Raw genomic sequence first — 21,486 nt, 5'->3', positions numbered from 1 at the left:
TAAGAGTTTTTACATTAAGAGAATATGTAAATCTGTTAGTATGTGCTTTTTTTGTTTGGTTTTATTGTTTTTTCTATGATTTTATTATGTTTTTTAAACATAATCAAATAAATAATCAAATAAATAGGGGGTTATACTTATGAAGAAGTATATCTTATCACTGGATGCAGGAACTACAAGTTCAAGAGCGATTTTATTTAACCATGACAGCGAAATCGTCAGTGTTGCGCAAAAAGAATTTACCCAAATCTATCCAAAAGCCGGTTGGGTTGAACATGACGCCATGGAAATTTGGGCTACCCAAAGTGGTGTTGTCACTGAAGCTTTATCAAAAATTGGCGCTACCGCTGAAGATATTGCTGCTATTGGTATCACAAACCAACGTGAAACAACTGTCGTTTGGGACAGAAAAACTGGCGAACCTATTTATAATGCCATTGTTTGGCAGTGCCGTCGTACCGCATCTTTCTGTGATGAATTAAAAGCCCGTGGATTGGAAGACTATGTTCGTGAAAACACCGGTCTTGTAATCGATGCTTACTTCTCTGGAACAAAAATTAATTGGATTTTAAATAACGTTCCTGGTGCACGTGAAAGAGCTGAAAAAGGCGAACTGGCTTTCGGAACCATTGATACCTGGTTAATCTGGAAATTAACTGATGGCAAGGTACATGTAACCGATTATTCAAATGCTTCCCGCACGATGGCATTTAATATTAAAACCCTTAAATGGGATGAAAAAATGTTAAAAGAACTGGATATCCCAGCTTCTATGTTACCAGAAGTTCGACCATCTTCAGATGTTTACGGAACAACTTCTCTTTACGGAACAGAAATTCCCATTGCCGGTGCTGCTGGTGACCAACAAGCTGCTCTCTTCGGACAAGCTTGCTTCGAACCTGGTATGGCTAAAAATACTTATGGAACCGGTTGCTTTATGCTGATGAACACTGGTGATAAACCCGTTAAATCGAACAGTGGTTTGATTACGACCATTGGCTGGGGCTTAGATGGCGAAGTTGATTATGCCTTAGAAGGTTCAATCTTCGTTGCCGGTGCTGCGATCCAATGGCTAAGAGACGAAGTTCGACTGGTTGATTCTTCACCTGATAGCGAATACTATTGTAATAAAGTTGCTGACACCAATGGTGTTTATATGGTTCCTGCTTTTGTTGGACTGGGTGCTCCGCATTGGGATATGTATGCTCGTGGTGCTATCTTAGGATTAACTCGTGGTGCCAACAAAGCTCATTTAATCCGTGCTACTGTTGAATCCCTCGCTTATCAGACAAAAGATGTTCTGGATGCGATGGAAAAAGACTCAAACATCAAATTGGCGGCATTAAAAGTTGATGGCGGCGCTTGCGCTAACGATTTCTTGATGCAATTCCAAGCTGATATTTTAGGCGTTCCTGTTGATCGTCCTTCAATCGTTGAAACCACTGCTATGGGTGCTGCTTACCTGGCTGGTTTGGCTGTTAAATTCTGGGATGGTAAAGCGGATGTAACTGCTGCCTGGAAACTGGACCGTTCATTTAAGCCTGCCATGGATGCTGATGTTCGTGCTAAATTATATGCTGGCTGGTTAAAAGCTGTTGAAACTGCTAAAGGCTGGGAAGACGCCGAATAATCTAACTACATTAACAATTCATTAATCAATAAATTGTTGGGGTGTTTAACCACACCCCGGCAATTTAGATTTTACTCTTTCCTATTTTTGTGATTGTGTTATAATGAATTTGCAAATACGATCCAACCGGGAGGAGTTTTATGTCGACGAGAAAATGTCTTCTCATGTTTCAAGACAACCCCATTATTGTCGCTGTTCGTAATCCGAAAGATATTTATGATGCCATTCATTCGAAATCGCAGATCATCTTTTTACTGACCGGCAATGTCTATAATCTTAAAAAAATGGTGGAGCTTTGTACTAAATCAGGTAAACACGTGTTTACCCATTTGGATCTTATTAAAGGTTATTCACAGGATAATTATTTTATTAAGTATCTAAAAGATGAGATTAAGCCAACGGGAATTATTACCACGAAAAACAATATTATCACTCGGGCAAAGCAGGAAGGTCTGATGACTGTTCAGCGTTTATTTCTACTGGATTCTTCTGCCATGGATATTTCAATTACATCGGCAAAGAAAATTAAGCCTGATGCCATCGAAATTTTACCTGGCCTGGTTCCAAAGCTGATTACAGCTGTAAAAAAGGAACTCGATATTCCAATTGTTACCGGGGGATTCATAGAGACAGAGGAAGAAGTTCGTTCGTGTCTTGCTGCTGGCGCATTATCAGCCAGTACATCTCACAAGCCTTTGTGGGATAAAATAGAACTTATTCGGGAAGAGCAGCGATTGCTCCAGAACGAATAAGCAAAAATAAAATACAAGGCAACGGAGAGCCATACTGTTTTCTTAAATGAACCCTTATTTAAGAAAATTGTATGGCTTTTAATTTTTTATTATTCTTAGGAGGAATATATTATGTATGATATCGCCATTATTGGAGCTGGTATTGCCGGTTCCTACATTGCTCGGGAATTGACCCGATACAAACTGGACATTGTTTTATTAGATGGAGAAAATGATGTCGGAAATCAGATTACAATGGCCAATTCTGCCATTGTTCATGCCGGTTTTGATGCCCCGGCCCATAAATTGAAAGGAAAATTCAACGCCGCTGGAAATCTTATGTACGATCAGGTTTGTGAGGATCTGGATGTGCCCTTTAAACGATGTGGTTCCATGGTTGTTGCTCATAACGAGTACGAAATGGCAACCCTGCACGAACTTTATCAAAACGGTTTAAAAAACGGAGTTCCTGGACTTCAGATCTTATTTAAAGATGAAGTCCACGCCATGGAGCCCCATATCCATGACGATATTTGCGGTGCTCTTTATGCTCCGACAGCAGGGATTGTGTCCCCCTTTGAACTCTGTATTCACGCGGCTGAAAACGCTGTCGACAACGGTGTTACCCTAAAGCTTAATCATCTGGTCAGTGATATCATAAACCACAATGACCACTTCGAAATTATTACCAATTCCGGAAATGTGGAAGCTAAGTATGTCATTAATGCTGCCGGCTTATTTGCTGATGATATCTATGAAATGGTTGGCAAACCCTACTTTAAACTGCTTGCTCGTAAGGGAAATTATTTTATCTTTGATAAAGAAGCCGGTTATCTGGTTAATAGTGTCATCTTCCCATGTCCTTCAAAAAAGGGCAAAGGTATTTTAGTGGCACCGACCGCTCACGGCAATCTGTTAATTGGACCGGATGCTGAACCCGTGCACAAAGGCGATATTTCGACCACCACTGAACGCCTCGACTATATTAAAGAAAATGCCCTTAAAAACTGTCCTTCGCTACCATTTAACAAGATTATTAGGTCCTATGCCGGACTTCGAAACACTCCTGTAAAGGATACCTTTACAACGACTGATGGTGATTTCATTATTGAAGAATCGCCCGTAAAAGGATTTATCAACGTGGCTGGCTATGAATCGCCTGGACTCACCTCAATTCCTGCGGTTGCTCACTTTGTGGTCGAAGAAATTGTGAAACCAATGATCCCAGATATCGAAGAAAATCACGACTATAATCCTAAGGTCCGAAAGCATCTGCGTTTTGACGAAATGACCGAGGAAGAAAAAGTTGCAATTATTAATGAAGATCCAAAATACGGCAAAGTTATCTGTCGATGTGAAACCATCACTGAAGGTGAAATCATCGATGTTATTCACCGCAGTGCTGGTGCCCGTACCGTTAAATCAGTTAAAAAACGCTGTCGTGCCGGTATGGGACGCTGTCAGGGTGGTTTCTGTTCTCCCCGGGTTGTGGAAATTCTTTCCCGCGAACTCAATGTTCCATTAGATGAAATTATGTACGATCAACAGGATTCGACCTTCATTCTCTCAGGTCAAACGAAATCCGTTCAGGAGGAGGCGTAATCATGATATATGATGTTGTTATTTTAGGTGGTGGACCCGCTGGTTTGGCCGCTGCCGTTGAAGCTAAAAATGATGGAGCAGAAAATGTCCTGATTCTGGAAAGAGACCGGGAATTAGGCGGTATTCTTAACCAGTGTATTCATAATGGTTTTGGTCTGCATACGTTTAATGAAGAATTAACCGGACCGGAATATGCCGAACGTTATATTGATAAGGTAAAAGATCTTAATATTCCTTACATGCTCAATACCATGGTACTTGATATGCATGACAATGGAGAACTCAAATCCATCCACGTTATCAATGAAGAAAACGGGTACATGGTTATTGAAACGAAAGCTGTTATTCTAACTATGGGATGTCGGGAACGGACCTCTGGTGCCATCGGTATCCCGGGGTATCGTCCATCGGGTGTTTTCACTGCCGGTACTGCCCAACGTTTTATCAACATGGAAGGATATATGGTTGGTAAAGAAGTGGTTATCCTCGGCTCTGGTGATATCGGTCTGATCATGGCCCGACGAATGACCCTGGAAGGTGCTCATGTTCAGGCTGTTTGCGAACTAATGCCCTACTCTAACGGTCTGGTTAGAAACATTGTTCAGTGTTTGGATGACTATGATATCCCGTTAAAATTAAGCCACACCATCACCTTTATCCACGGTAAAGACCGATTAGAAGGCGTTACCGTTGCCAAGGTTGATGAAAAACTAAAAGTGATTCCTGGAACAGAAGAATATATTCCCTGTGATACCCTCCTACTTTCAGTGGGCTTGATTCCCGAAAATGAAATCACTCGTAATGCCGGTGTTACCATGGACAACCGAACCAACGGTGCCATTGTCGGTGAACTGCGTCAAACCTCTATGCCTGGTGTTTTTGCCTGTGGAAATGTGGTTCACGTTCATGACCTGGTGGATTTTGTCAGCGAAGAAGCGGTCCTGGCCGGTAAAGGCGCTGCCAAGTATATCAAGGGCGATCTGGCTAGTGAGATTACCTTTACGACCACCAACGGCGACGGAATTGGTTATGTCGTTCCGCAGCAGGTTGCCATGAAAAACGTCGAGGAAAAAGTTACTTTCTATATGCGTGTGCGACAGGTCTTTCAAGATAAAGTGGTTAATGCCTATATTGGCGACCAATTGATCGCCACTAAAAAAGAAAAGAAATTACTGCCCGCCGAAATGGTTAACTTTAAGATCGCCAAAGATGTTTTAGCCCAGTATCCTGCCGGAGAAATCCGATTTGTCGTAGAGGAGGCAAAGAAATGAAAAAAGATATGACCTGTATTGTTTGCCCCATCGGGTGCCAGATGACCATTGAAGAAAAAGCGGATGGTACCTATGAGGTTACCGGCAACACCTGTAAACGTGGTCCAAAATATGCCATCAATGAAATGACCAACCCAACCCGGGTTATTCCCACTACGGTGGTGATTAAGCATGCCATGCTTCCCCGCCTGCCGGTTAAAACTGCGGAACCTATCCCCAAAGGCCAGATTTTTGATGCCATGGCCGCTATTAATCAGGTTGTTGTGGAAGCACCCATAAAAACCGGTGATGTTGTTATCAAAGATCTTTTAGGTCTTGGAATCGATGTTGTTGCTACTCGAACCATGGATAAGTGCTCGTTCTGATATCTCAATAAATAGCGTCTGAAAATAATTCCCAGAGTTGTTTTCAGGCGTTTTTTTATTTATCTACTTTTAAACCACTATTCGTAACAACAAAATATTAATTTGTTACAAAACAGACATTGAACTTCTACCTGCTATTGTGATATGTTTAACTATACAAATTCGACAATAAAAGGTGCTACTCTATGTTTGAAAAAATAAAACAATGTGTCCAGGCAAATCTGGTTATTGTTATGCTGATTCCTGGTGTTATAATGATGCTAATTCTGGTTATTGTGTATCAAACCACCGCCAGAGAAAACGCAAAACTTGACGAGGGTGTCGAAATCCTAACTGCACTAGAAACCCGGGATCTCTATACCATGGAAGAAAAAATTGACTACTTGAAGCGCAAAGCCGTTGACCCCGGCGATTACACCGCATTATTTGGCAATGCCCTTGTTTTTGGTGATTCCATCGCCGAGGGATTAGGTTTATTTGGATTTTTAAACCCGACCTCGCTGGTTGCGATGATGGGAAAATCAGCCGAGAACAGTCAAGGAGACGTCCAAAGTATCGTTGAACTGGCACCGCGTTATGTTTTTTTTTGAGTTAGGTCTCAATGACATCAGTCATCCCGATAGTACCCTGGACGCCTATATCCTTTCTTATGAGAAACTTATCGATTCGATCAGGTTGCAATTACCGAATACCCAAATCTATGTTTGCAGTATCTTTCCAGTTACCGATGAAGCCCTCAAAGAAAACCCCGAGCTCAGTCAAATTGAAACATATAATGCTGCGTTAGTGGAAATGGCTGCCCGAAAAAATATCCATTATATCAATACCTACCCGCTTTTGAAAAACAACCCACAGTACCATGAACAAGACGGCATCCATGTGATCCGTGAGTTCTACCCACTATGGTTGGACACGCTTGTGGATAACAGCAATTTAAAAAATTTATTATAGAATTGGACCATCATGAAAAAAATTTTTGTACTTCTATCCGTTCTAATACTTGCGTTACTCTCTTTTGGCTGTCATTCTGCCGAGCAGGCACCTTTATCCCAGGTGGAAGCCGATCTGCTCGCCGCTTCCCAAAACCTTAGCGGGATGGAAAAGGGGGATGGAAAAACATTGAAACGCTATTACGGACTCAATATGAGTGACTATCAGGAAGTTTTAATTTACGTCCCGGCCAATTATATGGATGTATCCGAAATCCTTGTGATTAAAGCCTCAGATTCCGCCCAATTGGATCTGATCGAAGGGGCCGTTGATGTCCGCAACGCCATGCAACTGGAGAGCTTTGGCGGATACGGACCGAAGCAGGTGGAGCTACTTGAAAATCATGAGTTTAAAATTGTGGGAAACACGCTTTTTTATTGTGTATCACCTGAAGCGTCCACATTAAAAGATACCTTTGTCAAAAGCATTAAGAATAATCCCTAAGGAGTGACCATGGTTTTTAGCAGTATTTTGTTTATCTTTGCTTTTCTTCCCATTGCATTGGGTCTGTATACCATTATCCCGAAACAGGGGAAAAATTTAATCTTGCTTCTGATCAGTCTATTTTTTTATGCCTGGGGAGAACCGATTTATGTTTTCTTAATGCTTTTTACCATCACCTTCGACTTTGGCATGGGATTACTGATGGACAAAAAGCCCCATTTAGTCCGGAAGCAAATTTTTATTTTTACTCTCATCGTGAATTTAAGCATTTTATTCTTTTTTAAATACTGGGGGTTTTTACTGAGTATCATTAACCAGATCTTTGGTCTGGGGATTCCCTACACGCCCTTACCCTTACCGATCGGGATTTCATTTTATACCTTTCAGATTCTCTCCTATGTCATTGATATCTATCTGAAAAAGGTTCCGGTCCAAAAAAACATCATTTCCTTTGGCTTGTATGTCACCATGTTTCCGCAGCTGATCGCCGGACCGATTGTTCGCTATAAGGATATCGACGATCAGCTAACCGAGCGGGTGATCAATCAGGAAAAATTCGGAATCGGAGTGGAACGTTTTATCCAGGGTCTCGGCAAAAAAGTTCTGCTGGCCAACAATATCGGCTATGTCTGGACCCTTATTTCAGCCATAAATGTGGGTGAACTGTCAGTACTTACCGCCTGGATCGGAATTATCGCCTTTACCTTTCAAATCTATTTCGACTTTAGTGGTTATTCGGATATGGCCATTGGTTTGGGGAAAATGTTTGGTTTTGAATTTCTCGAAAACTTTAATTATCCCTATATCTCCCGAAGTGTATCCGAATTCTGGCGACGCTGGCACATTTCACTGGGAACCTGGTTTCGTGAATACCTTTATATCCCTCTGGGTGGTAACCGTGTTCCCATCCCCCGGCTCTTTTTAAACCTCTGTATTGTCTGGTTGTTAACAGGCCTCTGGCATGGTGCCAACTGGAATTTTGTCGTCTGGGGTGGCTATTATGGGCTGATCCTTTTTGCTGAAAAAGTATTCTTAAGCGCACTGCTGGAAAAACTGCCAAGATTTATTCAGCACAGTTACACCCTGATTCTGGTTATAATCGGCTGGGTTTTCTTTGCCAGTCCGGACATGGGTTTTGCCCTGTCTTACCTGCAGGTTATGTTTTTTACTGCCGGTGCGTCTCTGGTTGATTCAACCGGCCTCTATTACCTAACCACCAGTCTTATTTTATTACTTGTATGCGGCATCTGCTGTACCCCGTTTGTTCATCAACGCTATAACAAACTGATTCACCAGGAAAAAAAATGGGTGATCCCTTTTGGACTGGGACTTAACAGCGTGATTATGTTTTTATCCATTGCTTATTTAGTAACAGAAACATATAATCCTTTTTTATATTTTAGATTTTAGGTGAAGTAATATGCGAAAAAAAGATAACCATCGTGAACATGATCAATATGCTCATTCTTTATTTTATAAAAAATATATTAATTTATTGGGGCTGCTCTTTATCGGGATCCTTGCCTTTTTCTCCCTGGCCTCACTGATCCTGCCCGATACCAAACTGTCTGAAAATGAAAACCGGATTTTAACCCAATGGCCCCGTTTTTCTGTGGACAGCATCATCGATGGCCGCTATATGAAAAAAATGCAAAAGTACACGGCCGACCAATTAGTCGGGCGAAATTTCTGGATTCATACCAAAACCAGTACCGATCGCCTGATCGGAAAAAATAGCTCCAATGGGGTTTATTTCGGCAAAAACGCCACCCTGATCGAAAACTTTGATCCTTTATCTGCTGACACTGTGGCGCAGACTCAAACTGCATTAAACCAGTTTGCTGAAAAGCACTCCGATCTAAACCACTTCTTTATGCTGGTTCCCAATGCAATTAGTGTCACCGCTGATAAACTGCCAGCCTATGCTCCGGTACTAAATCAAAGCGACTATATCAATAGCTTTACTGCCGGCTTGCAGGAACACTTCAGCGTTCTTGATCCCAGTCCGATTTTAGCAGAACATCAGGACCAACTTTTGTATTATAAAACCGACCATCACTGGACCACTTTAGGTGCCTGGCTTTCTTTTCAGGGAGTCGCCGATACCATGGGTATTAAAGCAGACCCTGATGCCTATATCGTTTATCCTGTTACCCACTCATTTTCTGGTGCCCTGGCTTCTAAAAGTGGCTATTTGACGTCTTCCTCCGATACCATTGAGGTCTATATTCCTAAAAGCGACGATGACTATTCGGTGGTAAGCTATGTGGAAGAACAAAAAAAAGCCGCTTCCCTTTATGACAGCGAACAATTAAAGGAGAATGACAAATATGCCGTTTTTCTGGCTGGTAATCATCCCATTATAAAAATTAAAAATCCGGTGCTGAATGAAAAAAATCTGCTGATTATCAAGGATTCGTATGCCAATGCTTTTATTCCCTTCTTAACCCCTTTTTACAGTGAGATCACCGTCGTTGATCCCCGTTACTACTATGATAGTATTGATGATCTCATCGCTGATGCTCAGATCACTGATGTACTCTATCTCTTTAATGCGAACTCCTTTTTCCGGGATACCAGTTTGGAACCGGTACTAAACGACGAGTAACAAATGTATCTTCAAAAATCTTTTCATCATAATCTGGATCACGGCCAAAAAAATACCGTAATTTTAATTACGGTATTCATACTTTAATTTAATTTTATCGCCACGAAAAACTACTTTTGAGTACTCAAAAGGCTTATCATCCTTATCATAAAGAATATCCTCTAAAACAAGCAAGGGGTATCCTTGCGGAACTTTTAAAAGTTTACTCTCTTTTTCCGAGGCCGTAACCGACTCAAAAGTTTCCATGACCCGGCTGGGTTTTAAATTATACTCTTTTTCAAGAAGCACACAAAGCTGTTCTTCTTCAAGTGCACGATCACTTAGATTCTTACACAAATCATAAGGAATCCGTGAATAATGAAGGCTGATGGGCTCACCTTTTAGAAAACGCAACCGCTCAATTTCCAGTATTGGAGACCCCTGCGGACATTGCAGACGCTTTGCAACACTCAACGAGGCTTCTTTTTCGGTAACATTTAAAAGCTCTGTGGTAATTTCATACCCCATTCTCTCCAATTGCTCTCTAAAGCCCATATATGCCAAAGATTCCGCCATTATCTTGGGTTCTGCCACAAAGGTACCCTTACCAGGAACGCGATAGAGAACACCATCCTGCACCAATTGAGAACACGCTGAACGGATTGTCATGCGGCTAACCCCATACAACCGATTCATTTCACTCTCAGATGGTATGGCTGTGTTCGGCCTCCAAATACCTTCTTCGATATTATTACGAATTAACTCTTCCAATTGTATGTACAATGGTTTCGGGTTTTCTCGCTTAATTTTGTACATATCAATACTTCCTTCCATAAAACCCCTTTGTGCAGCTTATTTAGCAAAACTTCTTTTATTTTATCATACACTCTATAGAATTAAAAGAATAATCCGCAAAAATTGATCTCATTCTGCTTATTTTAATTTGGCAAATTGTGTATATAAGCCATTTTCATTTAATGCGACATACAGATTTTTGTAAATGTCATAAATTTCGTTATATTTTTTAACATTTTCAGTTATCGGTTCAATCGTTTCCAGATAACGAACCATTGAAATGACTCCTTCTGTGACATCTTTAAACCACCCCGCGCCGACACCTGCGATAACCGCCGCTCCAACGATGGTTGCGTCAGGTATTTCCAGTTTACGAATGGGAACGCCAAACATATCAGCAATGATCTGACGCCATGCTGCGGATTTTGTAGCTCCGCCTGTTATAGCTAGTTGTTTCAAAATCACGCCGGATTTTTTCATGGTTTCATACATATCCTTGCTTTCCAGTGTGATCCCTTCCATAACCGAACGAATCATATCACTCTTGGAATGGGCAAAAGTAATACCGGCAAAGATACCCTTTGCTTCAGGGTTCCAATACGGATAACCTGACCCGGTCAAAAATGGCATGAAGACAATCCCCTTCGACCCTACCGGACTTTTTATAATATGGTAATCCATCACTTCATAGGGATCCATTCCGGTCTTTTTCCCGAATGCTACTTCGATTTCAGCTAACTCATCCCTTGCCCATCGATAACTGCTGGCGGCACCCAGTTGTATCCCCTCAAGATTGAATAATCCTAATGATGCCGATGAGGTTGCCATAACCCCCGGTACATCGTCTAATACCAGATTTTTTGTGCCAACAACCAGAAGACCTGCTGTCCCCAGCGTTAAAGATGCATAACCATCTTCAATAACGCCGGCACCAATGGCGGCACATTGCTGATCGCCACTTCCCGCAACTAAGAGAGTCCCGACAGCCAGTCCCGTTTTCTCTGCCGTTTTTGGTGTCACTTTTCCAACAATATCACCTGGCTTCACTAATTTTGGCAACTTTGCCTTATCAATGCCAAAAGCATTAATAATATTGTCCGCCCAATCCATTGTGTTGGGATTAAGATACCCCGATGTACAGGCATTGGTCACCTCACAATAAAAATCATCCGCACCAAAGCAATATTGAATGTATTCCGGCATCATTGCCACGTATTTCGTTTTTTCATACAGTTCTGGTCTTTTTTTCATTAACCACAACAGTTTGATAAAAGTGAAGGTTGGCGCCATCGGCATACCAGTGCTTTTAAAGAATGTATCCGGATCAATAATGCCCATCGCTTCTTCAAGGATATCTGCTCCCCGGTTATCCTGCCAACCATAAAAAATATTATCGATGGGTTCATTATTTTTATCTACCAGCGCAAAAGTTGCCCGTTGGCAGGAAAATCCAACCGCCGCAATTTCCTGCGGATCAAGTCCTGATGATGTGACTGCTTGTTTACATGCTTTGTAGGTTTCCTCGACCAACAAATCCACATCCTGCTCAACCCAATTGGGATTCGGATAGTTACATGGGTACTCGCCATATCCTTTGCCATAGATTTTGCCGTCTTTATCAAGAATCATCGCTTTTGTACCAGTTGTTCCCACATCAATACCGATTAAATATTTGCCCATATTTAAATTCTCCTTCTAAATAATAAAAATTAACTTTTACACCATGAATTAATTTAATATTATGCCTAGTTTAAGGGAATTTTGTTCAGCAATTTGATGAAACTTTTTTTGGTTCAGTCTTTGTATTTGGAAACCAGTCCAATCTCACGCATTTGTTCAAACGCATCGATAATTGCGACTGCCGCACGTGTGCCGATCAGATCGGCGCCTGCCAGAATGAATACGTAAGCATTTTGCGGCCGGGGGAATTTAACCCCTGCCACCTTGAGCTTGACCTCCGTTTCAGATAATGTCTTTTTCATCACTAAAAACTGTTCCATACTTGGCCCTTCAAATTGACCAGTTGATGTTTTGGCGTAATCAATGCCCACTTCTGCAATCAGTTTACAAGCTGTCGCAATTTCCTCGTCACTCAAAAAACAGGTTTCAATAATGGTTTTGGTGATTCGTCCCTGCGCTGCGGTTTTAAAATCCATCAACTCGCCCTTGATCACATCATATCTTTTGTCTTTTAACGCCCCGACATTCATCACAAGGTCTAAAACGGTACATCCGGCTTTTACTGCGTACTCTGTTTCGAATGCTTTAATAATCGATGATGATGCTCCAAAGGGGAAATCCAGACCAGTTCCAATGTGGATGTCGGTACCTTTTAGTTCGTCCACCACCACTGGTGTCCAATAGGGTGTTGCGGAATAGAATGCCGCACAATTATAGGCGACCGCCTCGCGACAACCGGATCGAATTTCAGCTTCGGTGGTATTTTTTGGCAGCACCGAATGATCAAAACATTTTCCCAGGGCTTTTTTATCCATTTTTGATAAATCAACCATAACTTCATGCCTCCTATTTTTATTCTATAAAACAGCTTTTTTAAGCTCTTCCATACGATCAATAACATAGGTTGGATTTAATGATCTGACGACCTCCGGAGCACCATATCCAAATGTAACTCCACACACATCAATGCCTGCATTTGTTCCAGTGAGATAATCGGTTTTGGTATCCCCAACGAGAATCGCTTGGGTCTTGCTGCAATTATAATACGCGAGAATCGCATTAATACAATCAGGATGAGGTTTGGGGTTTTTAACGTCATCGGCTGTCACCAGAATATCAAAGTAATCATATAATTTTAGTGTTTTTAAAATTTTTTCAGTTGCCCTTCGTATTTTAAAAGTAGCCACTGACAGTGATTTTCCCTTCTGTTTATAATACTCCAGAACCTCTAGTACGCCATCATATGCAAAGGTTTTTTTATCACAATTCTCGGTGTAATACTCAACAAACAGTGGCAGTATTTCGTGATCAATGAGGGTTTCTTTGTCCTCACCAAGAGATTTGATGAGGACGTTTCTTGCTCCCCCGCCAATACAACTCCGAATAAATGCATCCTCTTTCTGATCAAAGCCATAACGATCAATAATATACTTAATCGTCTCAATAATATCTGGACACGAATCTACCAGAGTTCCATCCAAATCAAAAATAAGATACGAATACGCATAGGGTTCCTTGTTTTTTATTATCATAGCAACCTCCATTAAACATTTATAGCGTTTTAAGAAATCAATTAAAGATTTTTTAAAAGCTCATTGCTGTTAAAATACTCCAGGGTTACGCCACACTCGCCAATGTTTCTGATATTTTTATCGGTCTTTTTATAGTCCGCATGATAATCAGAACCGCCAGAAATAATTCTCACTCGATCCTGGTAATCTGATTTGACCTTGGCAATGATTTCCTCCTTCGTATACGGTCCATTATAAGTGGTCTTATCATAGGTATAGCTTGCCTCAATTCCGTCGAGATCCAGATCAATCAATTTATCAATATACTCCGCTCTGGTCATTGTACCCTCATTGGTCGTAACGGTTTCATCAATCAGATAAGGATGTGCCAAAATGGCAATTCCACTACTTTCATGGGCAATGTTAATGATGTCAGCGGGGTCTGGTTTTTCTCGTTTGACACTGAAGTCCGGGTTATTTCTGATCAATAATTTTGCCTCACTCCAGGTTTTTGTATAACCTTTTTCTGCCATCAGGTTGAAAATTATTTTTTTCTGCACGTCCTCGGGTTTTCTCGGAATATCATCATAATTCAACACTTCATCCCAGGTTATATCATAGCCATTGTCAGCCAGTTTGCCTAATAACTTTTGATAGGAAAATATCTTACTTTTTACAATTTTCTGATACATTTCGATTATTTTAGGATTGGAATAATCGCACCCTAGCACAACAATGTGGACATCTTCTACCTGTGTTTCACAGGAAAATTCAATTCCCGGTATCAGTTTCATCCCTTTTTTCCTGGCATAAAGAACAGGATCCACCATCACCCCATTTACTTCGATTTGATCAGGCGGCAGAACATCATGATCAGTAAATACAATCACTTTCATTCCTAAAGCGGCCGCATTGGAAATAAATTCCTGCGGTGTGTCCCCCCCATCAGACCGGGTGGTATGACTATGTAAATCAACAATGTAATTTGGTTGTGTTGTCATCATGTTACCTCTCTAATCGATCCGACTAAAAAAGCGGATATGCTCGGTCACAACTTTTTTAACTTCTTGTTTGGTGAAGGCATCCAATTTCAGCGGATCATTTTGGGCTGGATTTTCTTTACTGAAAGCAGCCATTCCCTGACAATAGGCAATTTTTATCGCTGTTGAAATATTCACCTTTGATGCACCCAGGCTGATCAGCCGATGAAACATTTCGTCACTCAGCCCGGTTCCACCATGGAGAACCAACGGACACAGTGAAAATTCATTGATATCTTCAAAAAGATCATAATCGATTTTAATTTCACCTTTATAAACTCCGTGTGCTGTTCCGATTGCCGGCGCAAACGCATCAACTCCCGTTTCTTTCAAATAGATGCGACAATCTGCTGGTTTAGCATGAGCATGATCACCTTCTTTTACGACAATGTCATCTTCAACGCCGACAATGGCACCTAATTCGCCTTCAACCGTCACATTTTTTGGCTTGGCATAGGCCACAATTTCTTTGGTATTTTTGATATTGTCTACCAGTGGCAATTGCGAACCATCGTACATCACGGAAGACCAGCCGCCGTCAATACAGGCTTTTGTAAACTCTACATCGGTGGAATGATCAAGATGAATCGCAACCTTTACCTGAGCATTTTCAGCGATCGGTTTTAAAAAACCCATCATTTCAACAATACCAAAAGCCTTTACTGTTTTAACCGAGGTCTGAATGATAATATTTTGATTTAGTTCCTCGGCCGCTTCAATTGCCGCCTTTGCAGTCAGATAATTCACGATGTTAAAGGCACCAACTGCATAATGGTTTTTTCGAGCATGCTCAAGAATCGCTTCCATGTTGACATAACTCATGGTTATCACCTCATTTCTATTTCATCCCATCATACATGCGTATGATGGGTTATGATTACTGTTTCTTTATTATACCATGATTTCGCATCATTTTAATTACAAAAATCTATCGAACAGCTACATTTTTTATGTTACGAGTACAAACCAGATCGACCCCGGTTCCGGCAATGTTTGATACGACAACATCTCCGACTCTGACGGGTGATTCAATTTCCAATCCACTAATCACATTCATCACTTCAAATATTTTTTCCTTATTAACCGGTTTTTTTGTTTTAACCGGCACAAAAGGCAAATCACCTGATTTCAATTTTACGGTGGTTGTTATCGTTCTCTTGGGTTCAGTGAACTCCGTTTGCGCATATTTCAATCCTATTTTACAACTGTAATCACTGATTTCATGTATGGTTTTTTCGGTATGCTCAACTTTCAGACTACACCCTTTCGGACATCCAATGCATATAAATTTCTTTACGGCCATGATTTTACACCTCCATCTTATTGCGCTTGTTCCTTGGAAATTGAAATATCAATTGATGAAGTATCCTTAGTCACAAACTCTCTTGGTAAATTAAATGTTACCATGGTACCAGGCTCAACGATTGTCTTTTTAAGATTAAGTAACGTTTTATTAAAATTATCTTTGACAATTAATCGAACATCCTCATCTGAATTCCTCACTCTAAGAAAAAACTTAATCGTCTGCTCCTGGTTGTTTAATGCATCAATGTGTTGAGGAACAACATACCCAATATTATTATCATGGGTGATGATGACTTCCTTTTCTACTTCATTCTTTTTATTGTTAATAAAAGCGGCGGCGGCTTTTCCGGCAATTTCAGCTTCTTCCGTAACATTGTCAACTAAATCGTGAACGTGCAGAACATTTCCACAAGCAAATACCCATGGGATATTGGTAATCCGTTTTTCATTCACCACCGGTCCCCGTGTCACCTTATCCATTTCACATCCCAGATTATTGGATAATTCATTTTCTGGAATCAAGCCAACCGATAACAGCAAGGTATCGCAGCTCACATATTGTTCAGTGCCTTCAATCGGTTTGAAGCTTTTGTCAACTTCGGCAATTGTAACACCTTCCAGTCTTTCATTTCCATGCACTTCAGTAATCGAATGGCTCAATAACAGGGGAATATCAAAATCATCAAGACATTGCACTTTGTTTCTTATGAGTCCTGTTGAATAGGGCATTAATTCGATGACCCCTTTCACATTGACACCTTCAAGCGTTAATCTTCTCGCCATAATGAGACCAATATCTCCTGAGCCCAGGATGACTACCTCTTTACCCGGAAGATAGCCTTCCAGATTAACATAACTCTGGGCTGTTCCTGCTGTCATAATCCCGGCCGGACGGCTGCCAGGTATGGTAATCGCGCCACGTGTTCTTTCTCGGCATCCCATTGCCAGAATCAATGCTTTCGTATCGATCTGAAACATCCCATCCTCACGATTAACAGCAATCACTTTTTTATCTACCATTATTTCCATTACCATGGTGCCCAGTTTTACATCAATGTCAGAATTTTCCAATTCTTCAATAAAGCGACTGGCATATTCAGGCCCCGTCAATTCTTCTTTAAAATATTGCAGGCCAAATCCGTTATGTATACATTGATTTAAAATGCCGCCCAGATATGGTGCTCTTTCGCAAATCAGGATTTTCGGGACACCGTTTCGTTTCGCTTCCAATGCTGCGGCAAGCCCTGCCGGTCCGCCGCCAATAATGACTAAATCATACTCTAATTTTTTCATAATTTCTATCTCCTTCTTCTAAAGATAGTTCTTTATTCTTAGAAGTCAGAACAAAGGATGCACTTCCTTTTTGTGTCACTTCAAGCGGAGAAATTCCCAGTTCTTTACTTAATATGCCAAGCACCTTCGGTCCACAAAAGCCACCCTGGCATCGTCCCATACCTGCTCTGACCCGACGTTTAATGGCATCCATATTTGTTGCCGGAATGGGTCGGTGTATTGCATCCATAATTTCACCCTTGCTGATCGACTCGCAGCGACAGATAATTTCGCCATAATCGGGGTTCTCTTCAATTAAGGCGGTTCTTTCTTCATATGACAAATCCGAAAGCTGCACTGGTGCCTGTCTGCCTTTTTCATAGTTCGCTTTTGGTGAAAAATCCAAATCGCGATTCTCCGCTCTTACCAGGCCTTCAATCATTGCTGCGATAGCTGGTGCCGAAGTTAAACCTGGCGACTGGATACCAGCAGCGTTAATAAAACCTGTGACCGTTTTTGCGGATTCGATGATAAAGTCTTCATTGGTGCTTGATGCTCTCAGCCCCGTGAAGGTCGTGATCACATCACCCATTCTGGGAAGCTCAGGAAATAAATGTGAGATGGCACTTGTGTAGATCTGATCCAAAGCTTGTGCGGTGGTTCTTAAATCGGTTTTATCTTCAACTGCCTCCGCATTTGATCCTGCTAATATATTGCCATCAATGGTCGGTACGACGATCATCCCTTTCGATACCTTCGTCGGTGCTGAATAAATCGTATAGGTTAAAATATCACGCCATTTTTTGTCATACAAAAAATACTGTCCTTTTCTTGGTTTGATTTCAAAATCAATGTCTTCGACCATCGCAGCTATTTTATCTGCGTATAGTCCGGCGGCATTAATGATAATTTTTGTGGCGATATCGCCTTTATTTGTTTTAACACCTGTTACAGTTTTGTTTTCAATTATAATATCCAGAACTTCTGTGTCCAAAAGAACTTTTGCGCCATTAATCACAGCATTTTCTGCCAGCGCCACGGTGTATTCAAAGGGATTTATTATTCCGGTCTCCGGTTCGAATAGACCATATTTTGCATCTGGATTTAAGTGGGGTTCCATCTCATGTAGTTCTATCTGGTTAAGTAGTTTCATCCCCTGAATGCCATTCTTGATTCCATTTGCCATGGTTTTTTTCATTTTTTCCAGGTCTGCTTCTTCAAATCCAACAGTTATTGAACCCAGTGGTTTAACCAAATCTACTTTTAAATCCTGACATAATTGCTTAATTACTTTGTTTGCTGCTAATACTAACTGGCCTTTTAATGTGTCACCATCAATATTAAAACCGCTATGAATCATTGCCGAGTTTGCTTTACTCGTCCCCATACAGACATCACTCGCTTTTTCAACCAGAATAATATCCAGATTATACCTAGCAAGCTGATGAGCAACGGAAGCACCAATTACACCGCCACCAATGATTAAAACATCTGTTTTCATGGTGTCACCTCCATATTCATTTTCGTATTTTTGATTTGGGCGGCGCATACATCGGCCACATATATACGCCCCCCGTTATTTAAATTGTATTAGTGATACTGTTTATCTATCATTTGCCCATTCTAAGTTACAATTGATGGCTCGTTTCCAGCCTCTGTATAACTCATTTCGCAGCTCTTCATCCATTTGTGGATGGAATACCTGATTAACCGTTCTTTTTCGCACGATTTCATCCTGATCTTTCCAGAATCCCACTGCTAGCCCTGCCAGATAAGCAACCCCTGCTGCTGTGGTTTCAGTATTGTCCGGTCTTTCAATATCCACATTAACGATATCAGAAGTGAATTGCATCAGCAAATTGTTATTACAGGCACCGCCATCAACCTTGAGAATGGATAATCTTTCGCCCAAATCTTCTGAAAACGCATCGAACATATCACGCGTCTGATATCCTAATGACTCTAGCACGGCTCTGATAATATTGTTTTTGGTTGTCCCGCGTTCGATACCTACAATGGCAGCACGTGCGTAAGAGTTCCAGTAAGGTGCACATAAACCGGTAAATGCGGGAACAAAGTATACGCCGCAATTGCTGACTTTTTTCGTTTTTAAGGCAAAGTACTCAGAGTCAGGCGATTCATCAAGCATATCCATTTCATCACGTAACCATTGAATCGCTGAACCAGCTGAAAAAGCAACCGCTTCCAATAAATACTCGACCTTGCCATTAATTCCCCAACCAATCGTTGTTGTTAAACCGTTGTTTGACAAGAATGGCTTATCCCCAATATTTACAGTCATAACTCCAGCCGTACCATAAGTGAATTTTGCCATACCTTTTTTGAAACAACATTGACCAAATGTTGCTGCCTGTTGATCGCCAGCATCACCGGTTATTGGGATTGCCCGTTTGAATATCTTTGCTGTCACGCCAAAATGTCCGCTGCTTTCTTGAACTTTTGGCAACATGCTTGCTGGTACATTAAAGACCTCTAACAACTCTTCATCCCATTTCAGGTCATGAATGTTATACATCAGTGTCCGAGATGCATTACTGTAGTCAGTGGCATGGGTTTTTCCGCCGGTAAGTTTCCACATGATCCAGGTGTCAACGTTTCCAAAAAGAAGATCACCTTTTTCGGCTCTTTCTCTTGCCCCTTCGACGTTATCGAGTATCCATTTAACTTTTGTGCCAGAAAAATACGAATCGATCATCAATCCCGTTTTATTTCTTACTTTTGCTTCTATTTCCGGATCTTCCGCTTTTAGTTGATCACAGTATTCTGCGGTTCTTCTGTCCTGCCATACAATTGCGTTGTATACAGGTTCGCCCGTATTCTTGTCCCAGACAATCGATGTTTCGCGTTGATTGGTGATCCCAATTGCCACGATCTCATCTTCATTGATGTTCGATTTAGCCATTGCTTTTTCAATGACTTCACCCGTTACCGCCCACATTTCCATAGGGTCTTGTTCAACCCAACCTGAATCTGGATAAAATTGTGCGAATTCTTTTGCATACACACTGACGATGTCCCCATCATGATTAAAGAAAATTGCTCGAATACTGGTAGTCCCCTGGTCAATACTTAAAATATACTCCTTCATCCGTTTATACCGCCTTTTCTTTTATTAAAAAATGCATTGGTTAGCATTTTTTTTTACTATAATCACTTTGTTAAACGTTTTCTTTTTTATTTAACGTTAGTTCAACTCTTTGTATCGATAGTGATATATTAATACACTAAAATTCTCGCTAATTCTCCAGCTGTTATACCTGAAATGAAGTCGTTTACTCTAGTGTAGCTGAGGACTTCCAATAATTCTGATTCTTTTAGTATCTTTCCTTTTAAAAATTTTTCCAATTGGCAGATGCTCTGCGTTCCTGAGAATTCACCGGTAATGGAAACCGAATCGATGATTCCCTGCTGTAAAACCCGCATCGAGACTGTCAGGCACCCACATTGGAAATTTCGAGTTTTCTGCACTTCATAGCGTGGCGACTTACCATAATTCCAATCCCATGTCGAATATTTTTTTTCCTGCAGTTGCTTGATCGCTTCAAAATCTTTCTTGGTCAAACGAAACGGAAATGGGTTATTCTTTTTTATAATACTGGTCATCAAACAATTACGAAATTGCTCCATAGTGATTGGTTGAGGTAAATGATCAACGATATTGGTAATGTGGCTGCTCACTGACTTAACACCTTTAGCTTCAATTTTGTCCTCATTGACCATCAGTGCTTGCCGTAAAAAATCTAAATCTGAATTAAATAGCAGTGTTCCATGGTGTAATGCCCGGCCATTTTTGACTGTCTGAGCCGTGCCTGAAAATTTACATCCCGCAATGACCAGGTCGTTGCGATCATTGCACTGCGCTTTGACCCCAAAATGATCAAGGGCACGAATGATCGGAAGGGCAAACTGCGAAAAGTCAACCGTTTTACCATTTTTGCAGTTCTGAATAAACGAATAGTTTAAATTTCCCAAATCATGATAAACCGTACCACCGCCGGTATTACGCCGCGCCACCTTGGTATTTTTTTCCCTGATAAAATCGATATTGATTTCTCTGACGGCGTTCTGATTACGTCCAATTACAATGGTGTTGTCATTTTGCCATAGCATGAAAAACGGCTCTCGCAATAAAACGTTGGAAAAGATATGTTCTTCCAATGCCAGGTTAAAATATGGATCTGTCGATTCACTATAATAAAAGAGCATAATCAGCCCACCCCATTCGTTTCAAACCTTTGTTAC

General features: G+C 41.0%; 21 protein-coding genes. 10 read left to right on the top strand and 11 right to left on the bottom strand.

The window, feature by feature from the left end; translation table 11 throughout:
- The first annotated feature begins 139 nt into the window (after positions 1–139).
- From glpK (DOZ58_RS16940) to DOZ58_RS16895, 10 genes are all read left to right on the top strand, one after another.
- Positions 140–1,630 carry a glycerol kinase GlpK gene (glpK, locus tag DOZ58_RS16940; protein ID WP_111889378.1) on the top strand — a complete coding sequence of 497 codons (1,491 nt, stop codon included), beginning with the start codon at positions 140–142 and terminating at the stop codon, positions 1,628–1,630.
- A 140-nt stretch (positions 1,631–1,770) separates the two neighbouring features.
- Positions 1,771–2,382, top strand: a complete 612-nt coding sequence (locus DOZ58_RS16935) for a glycerol-3-phosphate responsive antiterminator (protein ID WP_111889377.1) — start codon at positions 1,771–1,773, stop codon at positions 2,380–2,382.
- Between the two features lie 111 nt (positions 2,383–2,493).
- Entirely contained in the window at positions 2,494–3,963 is a 1,470-nt protein-coding gene (locus DOZ58_RS16930; RefSeq protein ID WP_111889376.1) for an NAD(P)/FAD-dependent oxidoreductase, read from the top strand.
- Positions 3,964–3,965: 2 nt separating this feature from the next.
- Entirely contained in the window at positions 3,966–5,234 is a 1,269-nt protein-coding gene (locus tag DOZ58_RS16925) for an NAD(P)/FAD-dependent oxidoreductase (RefSeq protein ID WP_111889375.1), read from the top strand.
- Positions 5,231–5,599, top strand: a complete 369-nt coding sequence (locus DOZ58_RS16920) for a DUF1667 domain-containing protein (RefSeq protein ID WP_111889374.1) — start codon at positions 5,231–5,233, stop codon at positions 5,597–5,599. Before DOZ58_RS16925 ends, DOZ58_RS16920 begins: the two co-directional genes overlap by 4 nt.
- 185 nt (positions 5,600–5,784) lie before the next feature.
- Positions 5,785–6,189, top strand: a complete 405-nt coding sequence (locus DOZ58_RS16915) for a hypothetical protein (protein WP_111889373.1) — start codon at positions 5,785–5,787, stop codon at positions 6,187–6,189.
- Positions 6,176–6,550, top strand: coding sequence for a GDSL-type esterase/lipase family protein (locus DOZ58_RS16910; RefSeq protein ID WP_111889372.1), 375 nt, complete (start codon positions 6,176–6,178; stop codon positions 6,548–6,550). The genes DOZ58_RS16915 and DOZ58_RS16910 overlap by 14 nt, the downstream gene beginning before the upstream one ends.
- 12 nt (positions 6,551–6,562) lie before the next feature.
- Positions 6,563–7,033: a DUF4358 domain-containing protein gene (locus tag DOZ58_RS16905; protein ID WP_111889371.1), complete on the top strand. Its 471-nt coding sequence runs from the start codon at positions 6,563–6,565 to the stop codon at positions 7,031–7,033.
- A gap of 9 nt (positions 7,034–7,042) precedes the next feature.
- Positions 7,043–8,443 (top strand): MBOAT family protein, encoded by a 1,401-nt coding sequence (locus DOZ58_RS16900; protein WP_111889370.1) that lies wholly within the window; start codon positions 7,043–7,045, stop codon positions 8,441–8,443.
- A 10-nt stretch (positions 8,444–8,453) separates the two neighbouring features.
- Complete coding sequence (locus DOZ58_RS16895; RefSeq protein ID WP_111889369.1) at positions 8,454–9,641, top strand: DHHW family protein; 1,188 nt, start codon at positions 8,454–8,456, stop codon at positions 9,639–9,641.
- Positions 9,642–9,704: 63 nt separating this feature from the next.
- Here the strand turns inward: DOZ58_RS16895 and DOZ58_RS16890 are convergent, their stop codons facing one another.
- The 11 genes from DOZ58_RS16890 to DOZ58_RS16840 form a co-directional block, all read right to left on the bottom strand.
- Positions 9,705–10,454, bottom strand: coding sequence for a GntR family transcriptional regulator (locus DOZ58_RS16890; RefSeq protein WP_111889368.1), 750 nt, complete (start codon positions 10,452–10,454; stop codon positions 9,705–9,707).
- A gap of 99 nt (positions 10,455–10,553) precedes the next feature.
- Complete coding sequence (locus tag DOZ58_RS16885) at positions 10,554–12,095, bottom strand: FGGY-family carbohydrate kinase (protein ID WP_111889367.1); 1,542 nt, start codon at positions 12,093–12,095, stop codon at positions 10,554–10,556.
- Between the two features lie 113 nt (positions 12,096–12,208).
- On the bottom strand, positions 12,209–12,928 hold the full coding sequence (deoC, locus tag DOZ58_RS16880; protein ID WP_111889366.1) for a deoxyribose-phosphate aldolase: 720 nt from the start codon (positions 12,926–12,928) through the stop codon (positions 12,209–12,211).
- Between the two features lie 24 nt (positions 12,929–12,952).
- The gene (locus tag DOZ58_RS16875; protein WP_111889365.1) at positions 12,953–13,627 is read right to left on the bottom strand and encodes an HAD family hydrolase; all 675 of its coding nucleotides are present in this window, start codon (positions 13,625–13,627) and stop codon (positions 12,953–12,955) included.
- A gap of 41 nt (positions 13,628–13,668) precedes the next feature.
- Positions 13,669–14,610, bottom strand: coding sequence for a PHP domain-containing protein (locus DOZ58_RS16870; RefSeq protein WP_111889364.1), 942 nt, complete (start codon positions 14,608–14,610; stop codon positions 13,669–13,671).
- A 9-nt stretch (positions 14,611–14,619) separates the two neighbouring features.
- Entirely contained in the window at positions 14,620–15,468 is an 849-nt protein-coding gene (locus DOZ58_RS16865; RefSeq protein ID WP_111889363.1) for a class II fructose-bisphosphate aldolase, read from the bottom strand.
- A 106-nt stretch (positions 15,469–15,574) separates the two neighbouring features.
- The gene (locus tag DOZ58_RS16860; RefSeq protein ID WP_111889362.1) at positions 15,575–15,949 is read right to left on the bottom strand and encodes a DUF1667 domain-containing protein; all 375 of its coding nucleotides are present in this window, start codon (positions 15,947–15,949) and stop codon (positions 15,575–15,577) included.
- Positions 15,950–15,966: 17 nt separating this feature from the next.
- Entirely contained in the window at positions 15,967–17,244 is a 1,278-nt protein-coding gene (locus tag DOZ58_RS16855; RefSeq protein ID WP_111889361.1) for an NAD(P)/FAD-dependent oxidoreductase, read from the bottom strand.
- Entirely contained in the window at positions 17,225–18,724 is a 1,500-nt protein-coding gene (locus tag DOZ58_RS16850; protein WP_111889360.1) for an NAD(P)/FAD-dependent oxidoreductase, read from the bottom strand. The genes DOZ58_RS16855 and DOZ58_RS16850 overlap by 20 nt, the downstream gene beginning before the upstream one ends.
- 102 nt (positions 18,725–18,826) lie before the next feature.
- Positions 18,827–20,332: a glycerol kinase GlpK gene (gene glpK, locus DOZ58_RS16845; RefSeq protein ID WP_111889359.1), complete on the bottom strand. Its 1,506-nt coding sequence runs from the start codon at positions 20,330–20,332 to the stop codon at positions 18,827–18,829.
- A 128-nt stretch (positions 20,333–20,460) separates the two neighbouring features.
- On the bottom strand, positions 20,461–21,450 hold the full coding sequence (locus tag DOZ58_RS16840; protein WP_111889358.1) for a lipoate--protein ligase: 990 nt from the start codon (positions 21,448–21,450) through the stop codon (positions 20,461–20,463).
- Positions 21,451–21,486 lie beyond the last annotated feature (36 nt).

The sequence above is a fragment of the Acetobacterium sp. KB-1 genome (genome assembly GCF_003260995.1).
GTDB classification, from domain to species: domain Bacteria; phylum Bacillota; class Clostridia; order Eubacteriales; family Eubacteriaceae; genus Acetobacterium; species Acetobacterium carbinolicum.
The sequence above is the reverse complement of the archived record's forward strand: the minus strand, read 5'-3'. Positions and strand labels throughout refer to the sequence as shown.